We start from the raw sequence: 16,095 nt of genomic DNA, 5'->3' as shown, positions 1-16,095 counted from the left end.
CTTCGGGGGTCATGGTCACCATTCCGCGTACGAACCGTCCCGGTGCCGCCAGATGGGGCTGCGCCAGGCGTGTCCCTTCTTGTCGGCGGCGCGGACCGCCTGGTCGTCGACCTCGATGCCCAGGCCGGGCGCGGTCAGCCGCTCGACGTGTCCGTCCACGAAGGCCAGCGGGGTCTTGTCGAGGCAGTAGTCGAGCACCTCGGCGCCACGGTTGTAGTGGATGCCGATGCTCTGCTCCTGGATCAGGTAGTTGGGGGTGGCGAAGCCGACCTGCAGGCAGGCCGCGAGGGCGATCGGGCCGAGCGGGCAGTGCGGGGCGAGCTGCACGTCGTACACCTCGGCGAGCGTGGCGATCTTGCGCACCTCGGTGATGCCGCCGGCGTGCGAGAGGTCCGGCTGGGCGACCGCGATGCCGGCCTGGAAGACCGGCAGGAACTCCTGCCGGCTGTAGAGCCGCTCCCCGGTCGAGACCGGGGTGGTCGTCGAGCGGACGAACTCGCCGATGAGGTGGGAGTTCTCCGGGACGACCGGCTCCTCCAGGAACAGCGGCCGGTACGGCTCCAGCAGCGGCGCCACCCGGCGGGCGTTGGCCAGGGTGAAGCGCCCGTGGAAGTCGACGGCCACGTCGCGGTGGTCGCCGAGCACCTCGCGGGCGGCCGCGACCCGCGCGACCACGCCGTCCAGCTCGGCGACCGACGCGACCGGGCTCATCGCGCCGGAGGCGTTCATCTTCACCGCGGTGAGCCCGGCCTCGACCTGGGCGGCGATGTGCTCGCGGACCTCGGCGGGCTCGTCGCCGCCGACCCAGCCGTACACCCGGATCCGGTCCCGGACCGGACCGCCGAGCAGCTGGTGAACGGGAGCGCCGAAGTGCTTGCCCGCGATGTCCCAGAGGGCCTGGTCGAGGCCCGCCACGGCACTGGCCAGGATCGGGCCGCCCCGGTAGAACGAGCCCTTGGTCAGCACCTGCCAGTGGTCCTCGATGCGCAGCGCGTCGCGGCCGATCAGCAGCTCCGCGAGCTGTTCGACGGCGGCGCGGACGGTCTCGGAGCGCCCCTCGCAGGTGGCCTCGCCCCAGCCGACGATCCCCGAGTCGGTCTCCACCCGGACGAAGAGCCAGCGGGGGGCGACGAGGAAGGTCTCCACGCGCGCGATGGTCGTCATGCGGTCAGCCCTTCGTCGCGCCGGCGGTGAGGCCGGAGACCACGTACTTCTGCACGAACAGGGCGATCACCATGATCGGCACGGTGACCACGGTGGCCGCGGCCATCAGGCCGCCCCAGTCGATGCTGGCGTAGCCGACGAAGTCGAAGATCGCCACGGGCAGCGTCTTGGTGTCGGCGTCGGAGAGCACCAGCGCGAACATGAAGTTGTTCCAGGAGAAGATGAAGGACAGGATCCCGGCGGTGGCGATGCCCGGCACGGACAGCGGCAGCGTGATGCGCCGGAACGCGCCGACGTGCGTCAGCCCGTCCACCAGCGCCGCCTCCTCCAGCTCCTCGGGCAGGCTGTCGAAGTAGCCCATCATGATGTAGACCACCAGCGGCAGCGAGACGAACATGTGGCTGATGATCAGCACCCCGAAGCCGCCGACCATCTTCAGGTTGGAGAAGACGTAGTACCAGGGCACCAGCAGCGAGACGCCGGGGATGACCCGGGCCATCAGCACCACGAGCGCGGACTTCTTCATGTTGAACCGGCTCATCGAGTACGCGGCCGGCACGCCGAGGAACAGCGAGGCCACCGTGGCGGCGAACGCCACCCAGAGGCTGTTGACGATGAACTCGACGTAGTTCGCCTGCTGGAGCACCTTGGCGTAGTTGTCCATGGTGGGCGAGAAGGCCAGCGCCTTGCCCGGGTCGTAGATGTCGACGTTGGTCTTGAACGACGCTGAGATCATCCAGAGCAGCGGCGCGACCAGCGTGAGCACCACGACGGTGAGCGCCACCACCCGGAACACCTGGTACGCGGGCCGGGCCTTCATCGCTGCGCCTCCTTGCGCCGGGCGGTCAGGGCCCACATGGCCCCGATGATGATAAGGAAGAAGAGGATGAGGACGGTGGAGGAGACGCCGTACTCGTTGTAGTCGAAGCTGAGGCCGTAGGCGTACACGTTCAGCGTCTCGACCTCGTGGAACGAACCGCCGCCGCGGCCCTTCGTGGCGTACAGGATGTCGAAGGTCTTCAGCGCGTCGATGCCGCGCAGCAGCACCGCCACCGTCAGCGTGGGCATCAGCAGCGGCAGGGTGACGTGCCGGAACCGCTGCCAGGTGCTGGCGCCGTCGATGCGCGCCGCCTCCTGCGGCTCCTCCGACAGCGAGGTGAGCCCGGCGAGCAGGATCAGCACCACCATCGGCGTCCACTGCCACACGTCGATGAAGATCGTGGTGGGCAGCGCCGAATGCTGGCCGGCCAGCCACGGCTGCGGCCCGATGCCGAACCAGCCGAGGAGCTGGTTGGCCATGCCGATGTTCGGGTCGAAGATGAGCCGCCACATCATGCCGACCGCGACCGGAGTGGCCACGAGCGGCATGAGGATGGCGACCCGGACCCACCGCTGCCCCTTGAACGGCCGCCAGAGCAGCAGCGCGATCGCCATCCCGAGGACCACCTCGAACAGCAGCGCGACGACGGTGAACGTGGCGGTCCGCCCGACCGCGGGCCAGAACCGCTCGGTGTCCGACAGGACGTCGAGATAGTTCCGCAGGCCCACGAACTCGCTCTCCGCGCGGACGGATCCCTCGGCGTCGGTCAGGCTGAGGTAGCCGGTCCAGGCCAGGGGGAACACGAGCAGCGCGGCGACGAAGGCCATCGCGGGCGCGGCGAAGAGCCATTTGCGGTGCTCGTCCACCCAGCGCAGCCAGCCGGGCGTGCCGGGGGCGGCGGGGGCGCCGCGCGGCGCCTCGGTGGTGGGGGTGGTGATCGTTGCCATGGGGGACTCCAGGGGTCGGCGGGTGCCGCTTACTTGGCCTCGTCGTCCAGGAACTTCTGGAACGCGGCGTTGGCCGTGTCGGCGGCCGCCGCGGCGTCCTTGCCGGTGATCGCGTCGACGATCGGCTGGCCGACGATCTCGCGCGACTCGGCGACCTTCACGACCAGCGGCCGGTCATGCCCCACCCCGTCCTTGGTGCTGGCCGCGATGGCCTCCACCAGGTCCTTCGGGAAGGTCGAGGTGCCCTCCGGGTCGGCCCAGACGGAGGTGCGGGCGCCCGGCACGCCGGACTTCTGCTGGGCGAGCGTCTGCGCCTTGCCGGTGGCCCACTCGATGAACTTCCAGGCGTTGGCCGTGTTCTCCGAGCTGGAGTTGACGCCCAGCGCCCACGACGGGATGTTGTACGGCTTGGAACCGCCCGGGCCGGCCGGGAACGGCGCGAAGCCGACGTTGTCCGAGACCTTCGACTTGGCCGGGTCGGTGGCGTTCTTGTAGAGCGAGTTGGCCTCGGTGTAGAAGGCGGCCTTGCCCTGGGTGAAGATGGCCATCGCCTCGGGCCAGCCCATGTCGGTGCTGACGTTCGCCGGGCCGGAGTCCTTGATCAGCCCGCCGTAGAAGGCGTACGCCTGCTTGGCCGCGTCGCTGTTGACCGCGGCCTTGCCGCTGCCGTCGACGAAGTCGCCGCCGAAGCTGTACAGGAAGCTGGAGAACTGGGTGACCGCCGGCGACTTGCCGGTGCGGGCGACGAAGCCGGCGACGTCCGGCTCGGACGCCTTGATCTTGGCGGCGGCGGCCTTGAGCTCGTCGAGGGTCTTCGGCGGGGCGCTCAGGCCGGCCTTGGCGAGCAGGTCCTTGCGGTAGTAGAGGACCTCCTGCTCGGTGATGATCGGCACGCCGACCGGCTTGCCCTCGTACGTGGTGGCCTCGACCGGGCCGGACTGGAAGTCGCCGAAGTCCCAGTCCTTGTTCGCCTTCACCTGCTCCGACAGGTCGGCCAGGTACTTGTTCTTGGCGAAGAGCCTGCCCTCCTGCAGGGGGCGGTACATCATCACGTCGATGTCGGACGAGCCGGCGTTCAGCTTGACGTTGTACTGGTCGGAGAGCTGGTCCTCGCCGAGCTGGGTGATCTCGGCCTTGAGCCCGGTCTGCTTCTCGAACTCGGGCAGGGCCTTCTTGATGTTGTCGGTCCACACGTGGTTGGCCAGGGTGATCCGGACCGTCTTGGACCCGCCGTCGCCACCGTCGCCGCCACCGCCGCAGGCGGACAGGCCCATGGCGGCCACCACGGCCAGAGATGTACCGAATATCGCTCGACGTCGCACGTCATCCCACCTTTCTGTCATGGCCGCCGCCCCCGCGGAAGAGTGCCATCTGCTCGTAACATCTGCTTAATGCCGGGATGCTAGGACAAAAAAGCTGACTTATTCAAGAGTCAGCCTCCAACTGATATGTTCTATGCCGTGAATCAGTCCTCCCCGGGGGCCGCCCCCACCCGGCCCGCCCCTGCGGAGGCTGGGCTGCACGCGCGGGTCCTCGACCACCTCGGCACCGCCATCTGCAGCGGCGACGTGGCCGCCGGCTCGGTCCTGAGCATCGAAGACCTGGTCGATCGCTACCAGGTCTCCCGCTCGGTGATCCGCGAGGTGCTGCGGGTGCTCGCCTCCATGGGGCTCGTCGAGACCCGGCGCCGGGTCGGGATCATGATCCAGCCGCCCGGAATGTGGAGCGTCTTCGATCCGCAGGTGATCCGCTGGCGGCTCGCCTCGGAGGGACGGATGGCGCAGCTGCGCTCGATCACCGAGCTGCGGACCGCGATCGAGCCGCACGCCGCCTGGCTGGCCGCCGAGCGGGTGGACGACGACGAGGCGAGCGAGCTGGTCGGGCTCGCGGCCAGGATGTGGGCCGCCGGGAAGGCCGGCGACGAGGCCCGCTTCCTCGACCTGGACATCGACTTCCACCGGCGGGTGCTGGCCGCCTCCGGCAACGAGATGTTCGCGAAGCTGCAGCTGATCGTCGCCGAGGTGCTGGCCGGCCGGCACCACTACCACCTGATGCCGCACTACCCGGACGAGGAGGCGCTGCGGCTGCACACCGACGTGGCCCAGGCGATCCAGCGGCGCGACGGCGAGCGGGCCAGGCGGGCCATGGTGGGGATCATGGAGCAGGGGTTCGCCGAGATGAAGTCGCTGTGGGAGCGGACCGCCGAGCCGGGCGGCGCCTGACCGGCGGCCTTCGCATCAGCGTGCGGCAGTCCGCAGGCGCGGGGCCGCGCCGTTCACGAAGCCGTCGCGCCGATCGGGGCGGGCGCCGGTGGCGAGCAGCGCACCGGCCCGCCGCAGCAGACGTCGTGACATGGGCGTTCCGCCCCGCCCTCCGGTCAGGAGGGGTCGAGGGCGTCGGTGTCGCCGACGTGGAGGCGTACGACGCCGCTGACGTAGCGGCCGCCCTTGACGTCGCCGGGCACGACCAGGCGCGGGCCTTCCCTGTCCAGTTTCGCGCTGTCCTGGGTGACGGCGAGCAGCACCTTCTTGCCGGAGAAGGCCGGGTCGAGCTCGGCCCAGGCGAGGGTGGCGCGGTAGTCGTCGGAGCCGGTGGCGGTGACGACCAGGCGTAGCTGCGCGTTCTTGACGTCGGGATCGATGCGCGGCACCTTGACCGTCCCGCCAGTGGCCTGCTGCGCGGAGAAGGGGCGCGCGGCGGTCTGCCCGGCGGAGGACAAGCCGGTCGCGGTCTCGGCCGTGGTCGTGGCCGTGGCCGTGGCTGGGGCGGCGGGCGTGAGCGTGGCCAGCAGGGCGGTGGCGAGTGCGGACGCGACCGCCCGGCGTCGGGGGGAACCGAGGCTCACGGCGATGCTCTCCGATCTCGTGGATGCCATGCCAGAACGTTAGATCATGCCGCTGATGCGGCGGAAGTCAGGTATTCAGGCTCGAATGTGCGGACGGTATCGTGAGAGCTTGTGACGACGTTTCGGATCAGCGAGGCCGCGACGCTGCTCGGGGTCAGCTCCGACACGGTCCGCCGGTGGGTGGACGCGGGCCGGCCGGGGGCCGAGCGGGACGAGCACGGCCACCGGCAGGTGAACGGCGCCGACCTGGCCGCTTTCGCACGCTCGCAGATCGAGGGGAGCGGCGACGGCAAGGCCGCGGACGAGCTGGGCCTGGAGGCGGGGGTGGTGGCGGTCGCCGTGATCAAGTCCACCAACGTCGTCGTCGAGATCCCCGGTCACGAGCGCGTGGCCGGTTACTTGTGAGGAGCCCCCTGTGGTGTTCAGGCGTCATTCCCGATGGGCGATCGCCCTGCCCGTCGCATTCGCGCTGGCGGGCCTGGCCGGTTGCGGCTCCGGCGGACCGGCCACGTCCACGACCGCGTCCACAGCCGGGGCCTCGTCGGCCCCGGCCGCCGGTGGCGGGGCCAAGGAGGTGACGGTGTTCGCGGCGGCGTCGCTGACCGGGACGTTCACCGACCTCGGCAAGACTTTCGAGGCCGCGCACCCGGGCACGACGGTGAAGTTCAACTTCGGCTCCAGCGCGACGCTGGCCCAGCAGATCATCCAAGGGGCTCCGGCGGACGTGTTCGCCGCGGCGAGCCCGGCCACGATGAAGACGGTGACCGACGCGTCGCTGGCGAGCTCGCCGACCACGTTCGTGCGCAACAAGCTGGAGATCGCCGTGCCGAAGGACAATCCGGCCAAGGTGGACGAGCTGAAGGATCTGACCGACAGCAAGGTGAAGGTGGCGTTGTGCGCCGAGCAGGTGCCGTGCGGGGCGGCGGCGATCAAGGCGCTGGACGCGGCCGGGCTCAAGGTCAAGCCGGTGACGCTGGAGCAGGACGTCAAGGCCACGCTGACCAAGGTCGAGCTGGGCGAGGTGGACGCGGCGCTGGTCTACAAGACGGACGTGATCGCGTCGGCGGGCAAGGTCCAGGGCATCGAGTTCCCCGAGGCCGACAAGGCGATCAACGACTACCCGATCGCGACGCTGGCCAAGGCGCCCGCGGGTGACCTGGCCAGGCAGTTCGTGGACCTGGTGCTATCGCAGCAGGGCAAGGACGTGCTGACCAAGGCCGGCTTCGAGGCTCCCTGATCGAGGATGAGCTCTTCGGCGCCGGAGCAACTCGACCCGGCGGGTCCGCACGGCGGGCCCGCCAGGCAGATCTGGGCCTCAGTGAAGGCGGCCGAGACCCACGCCTACCCCGCATGAACGAGCTCCCGCCGGACGGCCGCCACGACTGCAACGCCATCTGTCTCGGCGGGCCCTGCCACGGTGTGCTCACCCACGTCGACCAGGACATCGGCATCCTGACCGTCCCCGTGCCGCGCCTGTCGCCGGACGAGCCCGAGACGTGCGCCCGCTACCGCATCACCCGCGAGCGGGTGCGCTACTTCGGCCAGGCCGAACCGTACATCGCCCTGCACTGGGCCGACCCGCCCTGCTCCTGTGGCCTGGACGCATGACCGGTCGTCCGCGCGCACCGCGAGGTGGAGCAGCACCCGGTCGATAGTCTCACAGGGACTACGAGCCAGGCCGCGGGTGAGCGCCTGCCGCCTTCGGTCCGCGGCCTCAGGGCTGATCGTGGGCGGGCTCGACCCAGCTGAGCACGACGAACGGAGCGGCGCACGAAGGATGGTGGACGCGACCCGCCGTGACCCGATAGGGGGCCCCGCGCGTCGAGCCGTCCGCCTCGAACGCGAAGACCTCCACGACGCCGACCTCCTGGTCGATGCGGGTCAGCATGCCGTCGTGGGGGCCGCCGACGCAGATGGCGTTCGGGGCGGGTTTCATCCCTGGCGACGCCCTAAGGTGCCGGCCTCGTTCTCCCTCACAGAGCAGTCCTCCGCAGCCGTGGCTAGTCAATGCGAGACTACTTGGCGACCTTCTGACGCCCGCGACTGGCCCTACCCTTGAGCCTGTGAATCCTCGCGCCCTGTCGCTCACCGAGTGGATCGTGCTCGCGCTCGTGACGGAGGGGCCCACGCACGGCTTCGCCGTCGCGAGGCTCACCGCCGCCACCGGTGCCGTCGGCGCGATCTGGCAGGTGCCGCGGCCGCGGGTCTACCGCGCGCTCGATCGGCTCGCCGACCTGTCCCTCATCGAGCCGTGCGGCAGGGAGCGGGGACAGGGCGGTCCACAGCGTACGGTGTTCACCGCCACGGCGGCCGGGACGTCGGCCGTGGACGGATGGCTGATACGCCCGGTCGAGCACATCCGCGACATCCGTACGGAGTTCCTGATCAAGTTCGCCCTGCTCCAGCGGTCCGGCGCGGACCCGCGCCCGCTGCTGGACGCGCAGGCGCGGCGCATCGAGCCGATCATCCTCAGCCTGCGCAGGCAGCGGGACCGGGCGCATGGCTTCGACCACGTCGTGGCCGCCTGGCGGTGTGAGACGGCCGAGGCGGCGCTGCGCCTGATGCACACGGCCCGGCACTGACCCCGGACCGCGCCGCCGGACGGCCGATCGTCCACGTCGTGCGCCTGTACGACCCTGACGGCCACGACGCCGACCTCGTACGGCGCACGCTGCTCGCGTCCGGCGCCGCCATCGTGGTGCCCGGCAGCCCCGGCAGCGACCTCGCCCCCGAACTGCTCCCGCCGGACGCGCCGCCGCTGAAGGCCGGCCTGCCGCTGTCCGGCGAGCCGCAGCCCCTGGGAGAGCGCGAGGTCGCCCTGTCCAAGCCGCGCTGGGCGCCTTCTACCGCACGCGGTTGGAGGAGTTGCTGCGCGGCTGGGGCGTGGACACGCTCGTTGCACACCGCTGAAACCGATCGGAGACCCGTTTGACCGCCACGCTCGCCGGTGACTTCGACTACGACCGTCACGGCCAGGGCTACGCCCGCCAGCGCCGTACCGACCCGCGCATCGCCGCCCGCGTCCACGCCGCCCGCGTCCACGCCGCGCTCGGCCAGGCCCGCACCGTCATCAACGTCGGCGCCGGCGCGGGCTCGTACGAGCCCGAGGACCGCCACGTCGTGGCGGTCGAACCCTCGGCGGCGATGCGCGCCCAGCGCCCCCGCCACCTGGCCCCCGCCCTCGACGCCGTCGCCGAACGCCTGCCCTTCGACGACGACAGCTTCGACGCCGCCATGGCGACCGTCACCGTCCACCAGGGGAGCGACACCGAACAGGGCCTGCGCGAGCTGCGCCGGGTCTCCCACGGCCCGGTCGTCATCCTCACCTTCGACGGCGACGCCCTCGACCTGCTTCACCGAGGCGTACTACGCCCGCCCGGAACGCTTCCTCGACCCGCGGGTCCGCGCGTCCCAGTCGGCCCGGGGGTTCGTGGACGACGACGCCGAGGCGCGGGCCGTCGACAGGCTGCGGCGCGACCTCGACAGCGACGCCTGGGACGACCGCTTCGGCCGGCTGCGCGAGCAGCCCGAGTTCGTCGGCTCGCTCCGGCTCGTGGCCGGACATCCGTGAGCTGAGGGTCACGCGCCGCGGCCGCGGAGTCGCGCCAGGCCGTCTACCTCCGCCACTTCACCGCCGCTGAGCGGGCGGGCTCGTCCGCACGCGGTCGAGCGCCGCCTGCCTGAGCCAGGCCATGCGCACGGCCAGCAGGGCGAACCCGGGCAGCGGGAGGAGCAGGGCCACCGCTCCGGCGAGCCGCTGGTCGGCGAGGAGGTCCGGGACGCCGGGCGGGGCCGCGAGGGAGAACCAGTCGTTCGCGACCGGCGGCCCGAGCAGCAGGAACGCGCCCAGGGCCAGATGGGTCAGGGCGACGGCGGCCAGCAGCCGGGCGCGGACGCCCCAGGGAATCGGGCGGGGGAGCGGGTCGACGCCTGCCGGCACCCAGAAGGTCAGCAGGCCGAGGAGGAAGAACAGCACCTGGGTGAGCAGGTGCTGGGCGTAGCCGGACAGGGACCACGGGAGCCACGGGGTGGCGTACAGCAGCAGGAACGCCACGGGGTAGGCGGCCAGCAGGAAGGTCGGGTGGGTCAGGCGGCGGGCGGGGAGTCCGAGGTCCTGGCGTAAGGACGCGGCCAGGGTGAGCGGCGCGCCCAGGCAGAGCAGGAGCGGGGCGACGGCGGTGAGCACGACGTGCTGCAGGACCTGCGCCGACAGCATCGCCCGCGCGTACCCGCCCACGCCGCCGAGCAGCACCACCGCCATGAGCGCCACCCCCGCGCACCAGGCGACCGTACGTCCGGCCGGCCACGACGCGGCCCGGCGCACGCCGGCCAGGTACGCGACGGCCGGCAGCGCCAGGAGCAGCAGGACGGTCGGGTCCAGGCGGACCTCGGTGACCAGCGCGCCCGGGGTGAAGGGGGCGAGCGGGTACTCCAGGACGAGGTGGTCGTGGCCGCCGCCGCTGCCAGGGGGTGGCGGGGTGCGGGACAGGCCGACGGCCAGCCCGACGACGGCCCCCATCACGGTCAGCTCGCCGGTCGCCAGCCGTACGAAGGTGTGGCGTACGGTCCGGTCGGCGACGCCCGCGACGGTGCGGCGGCGGTGCGTCCAGCCGAACAGGCCCAGGGTCACGAGCGCCACGGTCTTGGCCACCAGGAGCTGCCCATACGTGCTCTGCCACAGGTCGGACGGGGTGCCGAGCCGTACCCAGGCGCCGGCCACGCCGGAGACGGCGACGGCGGCGAAGCAGCACAGGGCGAGCGTGCTGAAGCGGGGCAGCACCACCGGCAGGTCTGAAGAGCGGCGGAAGTGGACGAGCACCGCGGCCAGGCCGCCGACCCAGACGGAGACCGAGACCAGGTGCGACATCAACGCGGACACGGCGATGTCGTGGTCGGCGGCGGAGGCGGCATGCCCCACGTACGCGGGCGGCAGCAGGCCGAAGGCGGCGATCAACGGCCGTAACCAGGCGGGCAGCGTCCGCAGCCGCGTGGAGACGGCCGCGAGCGCCGCCACGGCCGGGATCCACAGCAGGGCCCGGGTCTGCGGCAGCGCCGTGCCGAACCGCAGCAGGTCAGGGGCCGCGAGCAGGTCCGCGACGGGCAGGGGGATGAGGTTGGACAGGGTCAGGACGTAGCTCAGCAGCGCGGCGAAGGTCCAGCCGAGCGCCCACCAGCCGGCCGCGCGCAGGCACGTCTCGGTCTCTTTCGCACCGGCCGGGGCGAGGGCGGCCGCCGTGAGCGTTCCGACGCAGGCGAGCGCGCACACGTCGTAGCAGAAGCGGACCAGCGGCAGCCCCCACACGGTGACAGGCCCCGCGGTGGGCAGTCCCGGGAGCTCCGGCTGGATCGCGCCCCCGAACCGGAGCACGACGACCAGCACGACCACGCCGGCGGCCACCGCCGCACCGGCGTAGATCCGTTCCGGGGCCTTCATGGCGGCTCCGCCCGGCTAGGGTGACCACGCTGGGACATTCGCATGGTGCCACACCGGCGGCGCCCCGGCCACGGTGATCGGCCGACGGGCTCGCCCGGGAGGTCTCAGACGCGCACCACCGCGGTGTGGGCGTGCCCGCGGCTGCCGCCGACCTCCACCTTGACCGCCTTCTTGGACTTGCGCACGCTGCGGTCGCTCTCCTTGACCGATTTCACCGGCCAGGGCAGCCTGATCCGCACCTCGTCGGCGGTCCTGGACGGGTCGGAGACCGCGAGCCGCACCCGCTGGTGGTCGCGGCGGATCAGCAGCGTGCAGGGGCCGTCGGCGGCGAGCGGGCCGTCCGCGGTCTCGACGGTGCCCGCGCGCCAGAAGACGGCGGCGAGCACGTCGTCGCGGGCGATGGCCTGCACCGTACGGGAGTTGGCGAGGATCTCGACCCGCCCGCGGTACGCCGCCGTCTGGGCGGCGGAGGCGTCGGGCAGCACGGCATAGGCGTAGCGCGCCCTGCGCGGATCCACGCCGTGGTCGACCACGATCGTCGTGTAGTGCCTGGTGACGGGGGTGTCGTCACCTCCCGTGGTGGCGCCCTTGTCGATGTCCCGCCAGCGGCCGGTGCGCTTGCCGCGGATCACCTTCGCCTTGACGCCGTCGAGCAGCGCGTAACCGGCCACCCCGCACAGGTGGAACCAGCCGTCGCCCTGGGTCAGCGGCGGGTGGGTGTCGTGGGTGTTGCGGTTCTCCACGATGGTCTCGATACGGCGGCCGTCGGAGGCGGTGATGCCGGCGCCGAGGGCGATCACCGCGTCATCGAGGAGGAACCACGCCTTCCTGGCCCGCAGCGAGGAGCCGTCGGCGATCAGCCTCATGGCCGCCACGCCGTACTCCCCGTCGAGCGCCACGCCGCCCGCCCACGGGGTGGGCGGCAGGCGACGCTTGCCGTGCCGGAGATCGGCGCGTCCGCGGGTGTCGACCGTCGTGCCCGGCAGCCGGTACGGGTCGATCGTGGGCCACAGGTCGTCGTTCCAGTGGGTGAGGTCGCCGGTGTAGAGGTAGGTCATGCCGTCGCCGGTGTACCAGCCGTGCAGGTTCTCCAGGTTCATGGCCTCGGCCGCGCCGATGCGCTCCGAGCTCATCGCGATCGCGTACGCCCAGGTGGGGCGGCGGTGCACGACGCGGTCCATGTCGGCGAAGACGTACGTGCCCGTCATGCGCGGACCCACCGGCACCGACGGGTCCTCCAGCAGGGCCTTGGCCCCCGCGATGCTCGGCAGCGGCGCGAGCGTGTCGTACGGGATGGCCTGGTTGCGGGTGAGCCAGCCCTTGACCAGCGGCCGCCAGCGCTGGGCATAGCGTTCGGGCGCGGCCTCCAGCAAGGTGAGGATGGCCTCGACCGCCTTCTGCCCGGAGTGGTAGTCGCGGTGGCCCTGCACCGAGATCTGCCGGCCGCGTACGCAGTCCATCATCAGCCCGTCGAAGATGAACGGCGCGAACGAGCGGTCCACGATCTCGTAGACGTTCCCGATCCCGCCGATCTCCCACGGCGACCTCGCGAGCATGGCGATCAGCTTGGCCACGCTGTCCAGGTAGTCCACGCCGTAGCTGCCGGTGTAGGGGAACACGTCGTGCTGGATGAACGACCCGTCGCGGTAGAACCCGTCGCCCGGGCCCTTGGTCCGCCGCAGCAGGTCGGAGACCGCGTCCCTGGCCCGCTTGACCAGGCGCGCGTCGTGGGTGAGCAGGCCGCGCATCGCCACCGCCATGGCCTTGCCCGCCCGGTTGGCGCCGGTCTCGACGACGCCGGGGTGGCTGACGCGGCGCTCGGGGTCGGGGCACCAGCGGCGTAACGGGCGCAGCCAGCGCTCGATGCGGTCCCTGGGCAGGCCGTCGTACATCAGGGCGCAGGTGTCGGTCAGCGCGCGCGGCACGCCGATCTCCCACCAGTACCAGTTGCTGCCCTGCCGGTCGAGCCCCTCGCGGTAGGCGTGCTCGTACAGGAAGTCCAGCGCGCTGACCGCGGTCTCGGCGACCTCCGCGTTCCGGTGCATGGCGGTGCCCGGCGTGGCCCAGCCCAGCGCCAGCGTGCGCATGCGGTTGTAGGCGCGGTTGAAGTTGCCCGTCCGGGGGTCCGCGAGCGGCAGGTCCGGCCACAGGCTCGGGCCGCCGGGGACGGGCTTCAGCTTGCGCAGCACCGCGTTGGCCGAGCCCTCGACCGCCTGCGTCTTGTCGGCATACGCGGAGTCGTACGACCCGCCGGCCAGCAGGCTCACCCACCGCTCGCGCGCGGCGTCGAACGCGGCGGCGCCCGCCGCCTCGGCAGGTCTCTCCCACGCGGCGAGGCCGGCCAGGGCCGCGGCGCCCAGCAGGGCGGACCGCCGACTGAGGGGGTGGGTCATGGAGGCCTTCCGACAATCGGGCAAACACCAGCAGAAAAGATCATATGTCCATTCCGTGGCGTGCCCGGCCCCGCGTTGCCGGCGGGAAGGCCCTCGGGCCGGCACCGCGACGTGCTGAAACGGCGAGGTGCCAACCCGGGCGCGCGGGCATCCCTCACATGCCGGCGTCGAACCTCTGGGCCCTCCTCCGGGGGCGGTGCAGGGGCCGCTTGACATACGTGACGGGGACGGAGGAGATGGGCTCGTCGAGCGCGACGTCCGGCCGGCGACGGGCGACCGCGCGCACATAGCCGAGGTGGCGGCCGCCGTCAGCGGTCAGGGCGTCGATCTCCACCTGGTTGTCCGGCGCGATCGCCCGCTGCCATTCCAGCCAGTACTTCCACCCGTCGCTCATCGTGTCGGCCACGTCCACGTGGGCGACGCCGCTGCGATCCCAGTGGCGGCGCCACCACTCGGCCGAGTGCAGGTTGGCCATGCTCGGCTCCCACCACGCCGCCAGGTGCTCGGGCGTCGGCCCGTCGATCTCCCGCGTCAGGCCGGCACCGGCGATGCCGATCTGGCCGCCCGGCCGGACGAACCTGGCCAGATAGTTCAGGTACAGATCGTCGGTGCCGTAGTAGACGAACGAGTCGATGCTGACGACCGCGTCGAAGAAGCCCGCGGCGAACGGCAGGGACCGGGCGTCGGCGTGGATGGGGAACGCCGCGTGCTCGGCGCCGGCGTCGCGGATGCGCTCCATCCGGTCGTCGGGGCTGAACCACAGGTCGGCCGCCCATACCTGCACGTCGAACTCGCGGTACAGGAAGATCGACGAGGCGCCCCGGCCGCAACCCAGATCCAGCACCCGCATGCCCGGGCCCAGCGACATCGCCTCGGTGAGCCACTCGGCCAGCCACAGCGAGTTGGCCCCGCCGCTGACGCTGGAGCGGATCCAGTCCGGGTTGTAGCGCGAGGTCCGCGGGAACCGTTCTGACATCAACGGGTCGGTCAGCATCGTCGGGTCTTCTCCTGTGGGGGTCCGCGGTGGGCAGGGTCGCGGTGGGGAGGGTAACGGAACGTGACGCCGCGTTGCCGATCGAAACGCCGCCCGTTGAGTAAAATCTCCGCCTGGTCAGCCGCTGGTGAACTGCCACCAGTTGAGGTTGAGCAGGTAGCCGCTGCCGCCGGCGAAGCGGAGGTAGAGGTCACGGGTGCCGGTCGCGCCGGACACCGGGCAGGTGACCGAGGTCCAGTTCTGCCAGCCGCCGGTGCCGGCGACGGTGCAGGTGCCCACGAGGGTGCCGGTGGCGCTGCCGAGCCGCAGCTCGATCCGGCCGCCGCCGGTGCCCGAGGCGACGCGGGCGGTGAAGGAGGAGGCTCCGTTGCCGAAGGCCACGCCCTTGACCTTGATGTAGTCGCCGTTCTCGATGAAGCCCACGTTCATGCCGCCCTCGCCGGAGGCTTCGGTCTCGACCCCGGATGCCCAGGCGCTGGTCTCGGCCTCCTGGCGGACGAACGGATTGAGCGTGCCGACCTGGGGCGGTCCGGCGGTGGTCATGTTGATGGTGGGAATGGTGCCGTCGGCGTTGTAGGTGAACTTCTCCACAGCCACTGACCTGGTGAAACCGCCTCCGCCGGGGAGGGCGCCGTTGTGGTAGAAGAAGTACGACCCGCCGTTGAAGTCCACGATCCCGGCGTGGTTGGTGAAGCTGCCTCCCTGTCGGGGCATGATCGCCCCTCGGTACGTCCACGGCCCGGTGGCGCTGGGGGCCGTCGAGTAGGCGATGAATTCCGAGCAGCATTCGGCGGCGAACACGTTGTAGTACAGGCCGTTGCGCTTGAAGACCCAGGGGGCTTCCTCGAACAGGGTCGGGCGGCTGGCGTTGCCGGTGCGGGTGCCGTAGCCGGCGGTGGTGAGGGGGATCTGGGTCGGGCTGCCGGAGTAGGAGATCATGTCGGTGTTCAGCCGGACGTACCAGAGCCGAGGGTTGCCCCAGTACAGGTAGGCCTGGCCGTTGTCGTCGATGAGGACGTTGGGGTCGATCTCGCCGTTGTTGACCAGCGGGCGTCCGATGGCGTCCCGGAAGGGCCCGGTCGGGCTGTCGGCGACCGCGACGCCGATGGCCATCGAACCGGTGGCGCGGTCGCGGACCGGCACGTACCAGTAGAAGCGGCCGTTGCGCGGGGTGACGTGGCCGGCCCAGGCGTTGGCGTCGGCCCAGGCGAAGGTGGCCAGGCTCATGGGAGAGCCGTGGTCGGTCCAGTTGGCCATGTCCGAGGAGGAGTAGACGTGCCAGTCCCGCATGGTGAAGTACGTGGAGCCGTCCTCGTCGTGGCCGGTGTAGACGTAGACGCGGCCGTTGTGGACGAGCGGTGCGGGGTCGGCCGTGTAGATGGTCTGCACGATCGGGTTGTCGGCCCTGGCCGCCGACGGGAACAGCACGGTCGTCAGAAGCAGGCCCACGGTGCACAGGACCGTGCGCAGGGCGGGTCTCACCTGTTGTCTCCCTCGG

17 protein-coding genes and 1 pseudogene are annotated in these 16,095 nt (G+C 71.5%); 8 read left to right on the top strand and 10 right to left on the bottom strand.

All coding sequences use genetic code 11. The features are described from left to right. Positions 1-15 precede the first annotated feature (15 nt). Genes dgoD through H4W80_RS08195 form a run of 4 tightly spaced genes read right to left on the bottom strand, consistent with a single transcriptional unit; the run spans position 16 to position 4,253 of the window. Positions 16-1,164 (bottom strand): galactonate dehydratase, encoded by a 1,149-nt coding sequence (gene dgoD / locus H4W80_RS08210; RefSeq protein WP_192784511.1) that lies wholly within the window; start codon positions 1,162-1,164, stop codon positions 16-18. 4 nt (positions 1,165-1,168) lie between these two features. Next, positions 1,169-1,984 (bottom strand): carbohydrate ABC transporter permease, encoded by an 816-nt coding sequence (locus H4W80_RS08205; RefSeq protein WP_192784510.1) that lies wholly within the window; start codon positions 1,982-1,984, stop codon positions 1,169-1,171. Further along, positions 1,981-2,931: a carbohydrate ABC transporter permease gene (locus H4W80_RS08200; protein ID WP_225963324.1), complete on the bottom strand. Its 951-nt coding sequence runs from the start codon at positions 2,929-2,931 to the stop codon at positions 1,981-1,983. The genes H4W80_RS08205 and H4W80_RS08200 overlap by 4 nt, the downstream gene beginning before the upstream one ends. Before the next feature lie 29 nt (positions 2,932-2,960). Next, positions 2,961-4,253 carry an ABC transporter substrate-binding protein gene (locus tag H4W80_RS08195; protein ID WP_318786763.1) on the bottom strand — a complete coding sequence of 431 codons (1,293 nt, stop codon included), beginning with the start codon at positions 4,251-4,253 and terminating at the stop codon, positions 2,961-2,963. Positions 4,254-4,391: 138 nt separating this feature from the next. Here H4W80_RS08195 and H4W80_RS08190 point away from each other — a divergent pair, with 138 nt between their 5' ends. Further along, positions 4,392-5,153, top strand: a complete 762-nt coding sequence (locus H4W80_RS08190) for a FadR/GntR family transcriptional regulator (protein ID WP_318786762.1) — start codon at positions 4,392-4,394, stop codon at positions 5,151-5,153. A 155-nt stretch (positions 5,154-5,308) separates the two neighbouring features. On the opposite strand, the gene H4W80_RS08185 is transcribed toward H4W80_RS08190, so the two are convergent. Continuing rightward, the gene (locus H4W80_RS08185; protein WP_192784507.1) at positions 5,309-5,806 is read right to left on the bottom strand and encodes a hypothetical protein; all 498 of its coding nucleotides are present in this window, start codon (positions 5,804-5,806) and stop codon (positions 5,309-5,311) included. 81 nt (positions 5,807-5,887) lie between these two features. On the opposite strand from H4W80_RS08185, the gene H4W80_RS08180 reads away from it, so the two are divergent. The 3 genes from H4W80_RS08180 (at position 5,888) to H4W80_RS08170 (ending at position 7,384) form a co-directional block, all read left to right on the top strand. Beyond that, positions 5,888-6,181: a MerR family transcriptional regulator gene (locus H4W80_RS08180; RefSeq protein WP_192784506.1), complete on the top strand. Its 294-nt coding sequence runs from the start codon at positions 5,888-5,890 to the stop codon at positions 6,179-6,181. A gap of 10 nt (positions 6,182-6,191) precedes the next feature. Beyond that, positions 6,192-7,013, top strand: a complete 822-nt coding sequence (gene modA, locus H4W80_RS08175; protein WP_192784505.1) for a molybdate ABC transporter substrate-binding protein — start codon at positions 6,192-6,194, stop codon at positions 7,011-7,013. Between the two features lie 113 nt (positions 7,014-7,126). Further along, complete coding sequence (locus H4W80_RS08170) at positions 7,127-7,384, top strand: hypothetical protein (protein WP_192784504.1); 258 nt, start codon at positions 7,127-7,129, stop codon at positions 7,382-7,384. Positions 7,385-7,490: 106 nt separating this feature from the next. Here H4W80_RS08170 and H4W80_RS08165 read toward each other — a convergent pair whose 3' ends face one another. Next, positions 7,491-7,712 carry a hypothetical protein gene (locus H4W80_RS08165; protein WP_192794438.1) on the bottom strand — a complete coding sequence of 74 codons (222 nt, stop codon included), beginning with the start codon at positions 7,710-7,712 and terminating at the stop codon, positions 7,491-7,493. Between the two features lie 127 nt (positions 7,713-7,839). Here H4W80_RS08165 and H4W80_RS08160 point away from each other — a divergent pair, with 127 nt between their 5' ends. The 4 genes and pseudogenes from H4W80_RS08160 to H4W80_RS63465 all read left to right on the top strand — a co-directional run bounded on the left by H4W80_RS08160 (position 7,840) and on the right by H4W80_RS63465 (position 9,347). Further along, positions 7,840-8,358, top strand: coding sequence for a PadR family transcriptional regulator (locus H4W80_RS08160; protein WP_318786761.1), 519 nt, complete (start codon positions 7,840-7,842; stop codon positions 8,356-8,358). A gap of 38 nt (positions 8,359-8,396) precedes the next feature. After that, on the top strand, positions 8,397-8,708 hold the full coding sequence (locus tag H4W80_RS08155; protein ID WP_192784503.1) for a hypothetical protein: 312 nt from the start codon (positions 8,397-8,399) through the stop codon (positions 8,706-8,708). Between the two features lie 188 nt (positions 8,709-8,896). Continuing rightward, a pseudogene (locus H4W80_RS63470) lies at positions 8,897-9,016 on the top strand (SAM-dependent methyltransferase); the annotation flags it as partial. 190 nt (positions 9,017-9,206) lie between these two features. Further along, positions 9,207-9,347: a hypothetical protein gene (locus H4W80_RS63465; RefSeq protein WP_318787661.1), complete on the top strand. Its 141-nt coding sequence runs from the start codon at positions 9,207-9,209 to the stop codon at positions 9,345-9,347. Between the two features lie 57 nt (positions 9,348-9,404). Here H4W80_RS63465 and H4W80_RS08145 read toward each other — a convergent pair whose 3' ends face one another. The 4 genes from H4W80_RS08145 to H4W80_RS08130 all read right to left on the bottom strand — a co-directional run bounded on the left by H4W80_RS08145 (position 9,405) and on the right by H4W80_RS08130 (position 16,079). Further along, positions 9,405-11,210, bottom strand: coding sequence for a bifunctional copper resistance protein CopD/cytochrome c oxidase assembly protein (locus H4W80_RS08145; RefSeq protein ID WP_192784502.1), 1,806 nt, complete (start codon positions 11,208-11,210; stop codon positions 9,405-9,407). 104 nt (positions 11,211-11,314) lie between these two features. Then, a complete protein-coding gene (locus H4W80_RS08140; protein WP_192784501.1) occupies positions 11,315-13,603 on the bottom strand; it encodes a polysaccharide lyase 8 family protein in 2,289 nt (762 codons plus the stop codon). Between the two features lie 154 nt (positions 13,604-13,757). Further along, entirely contained in the window at positions 13,758-14,579 is an 822-nt protein-coding gene (locus tag H4W80_RS08135; RefSeq protein ID WP_225963322.1) for an SAM-dependent methyltransferase, read from the bottom strand. A gap of 135 nt (positions 14,580-14,714) precedes the next feature. Continuing rightward, a complete protein-coding gene (locus tag H4W80_RS08130) occupies positions 14,715-16,079 on the bottom strand; it encodes a glycoside hydrolase family 43 protein (RefSeq protein WP_318786760.1) in 1,365 nt (454 codons plus the stop codon). Between the last annotated feature and the right edge of the window lie 16 nt (positions 16,080-16,095).

It is taken from the genome of Nonomuraea angiospora (assembly GCF_014873145.1).
In the GTDB taxonomy this organism is placed as follows: domain Bacteria; phylum Actinomycetota; class Actinomycetes; order Streptosporangiales; family Streptosporangiaceae; genus Nonomuraea; species Nonomuraea angiospora.
Note: the sequence above shows the minus strand (reverse complement) of the source record. Positions and strands in the feature narration are given on the sequence as shown.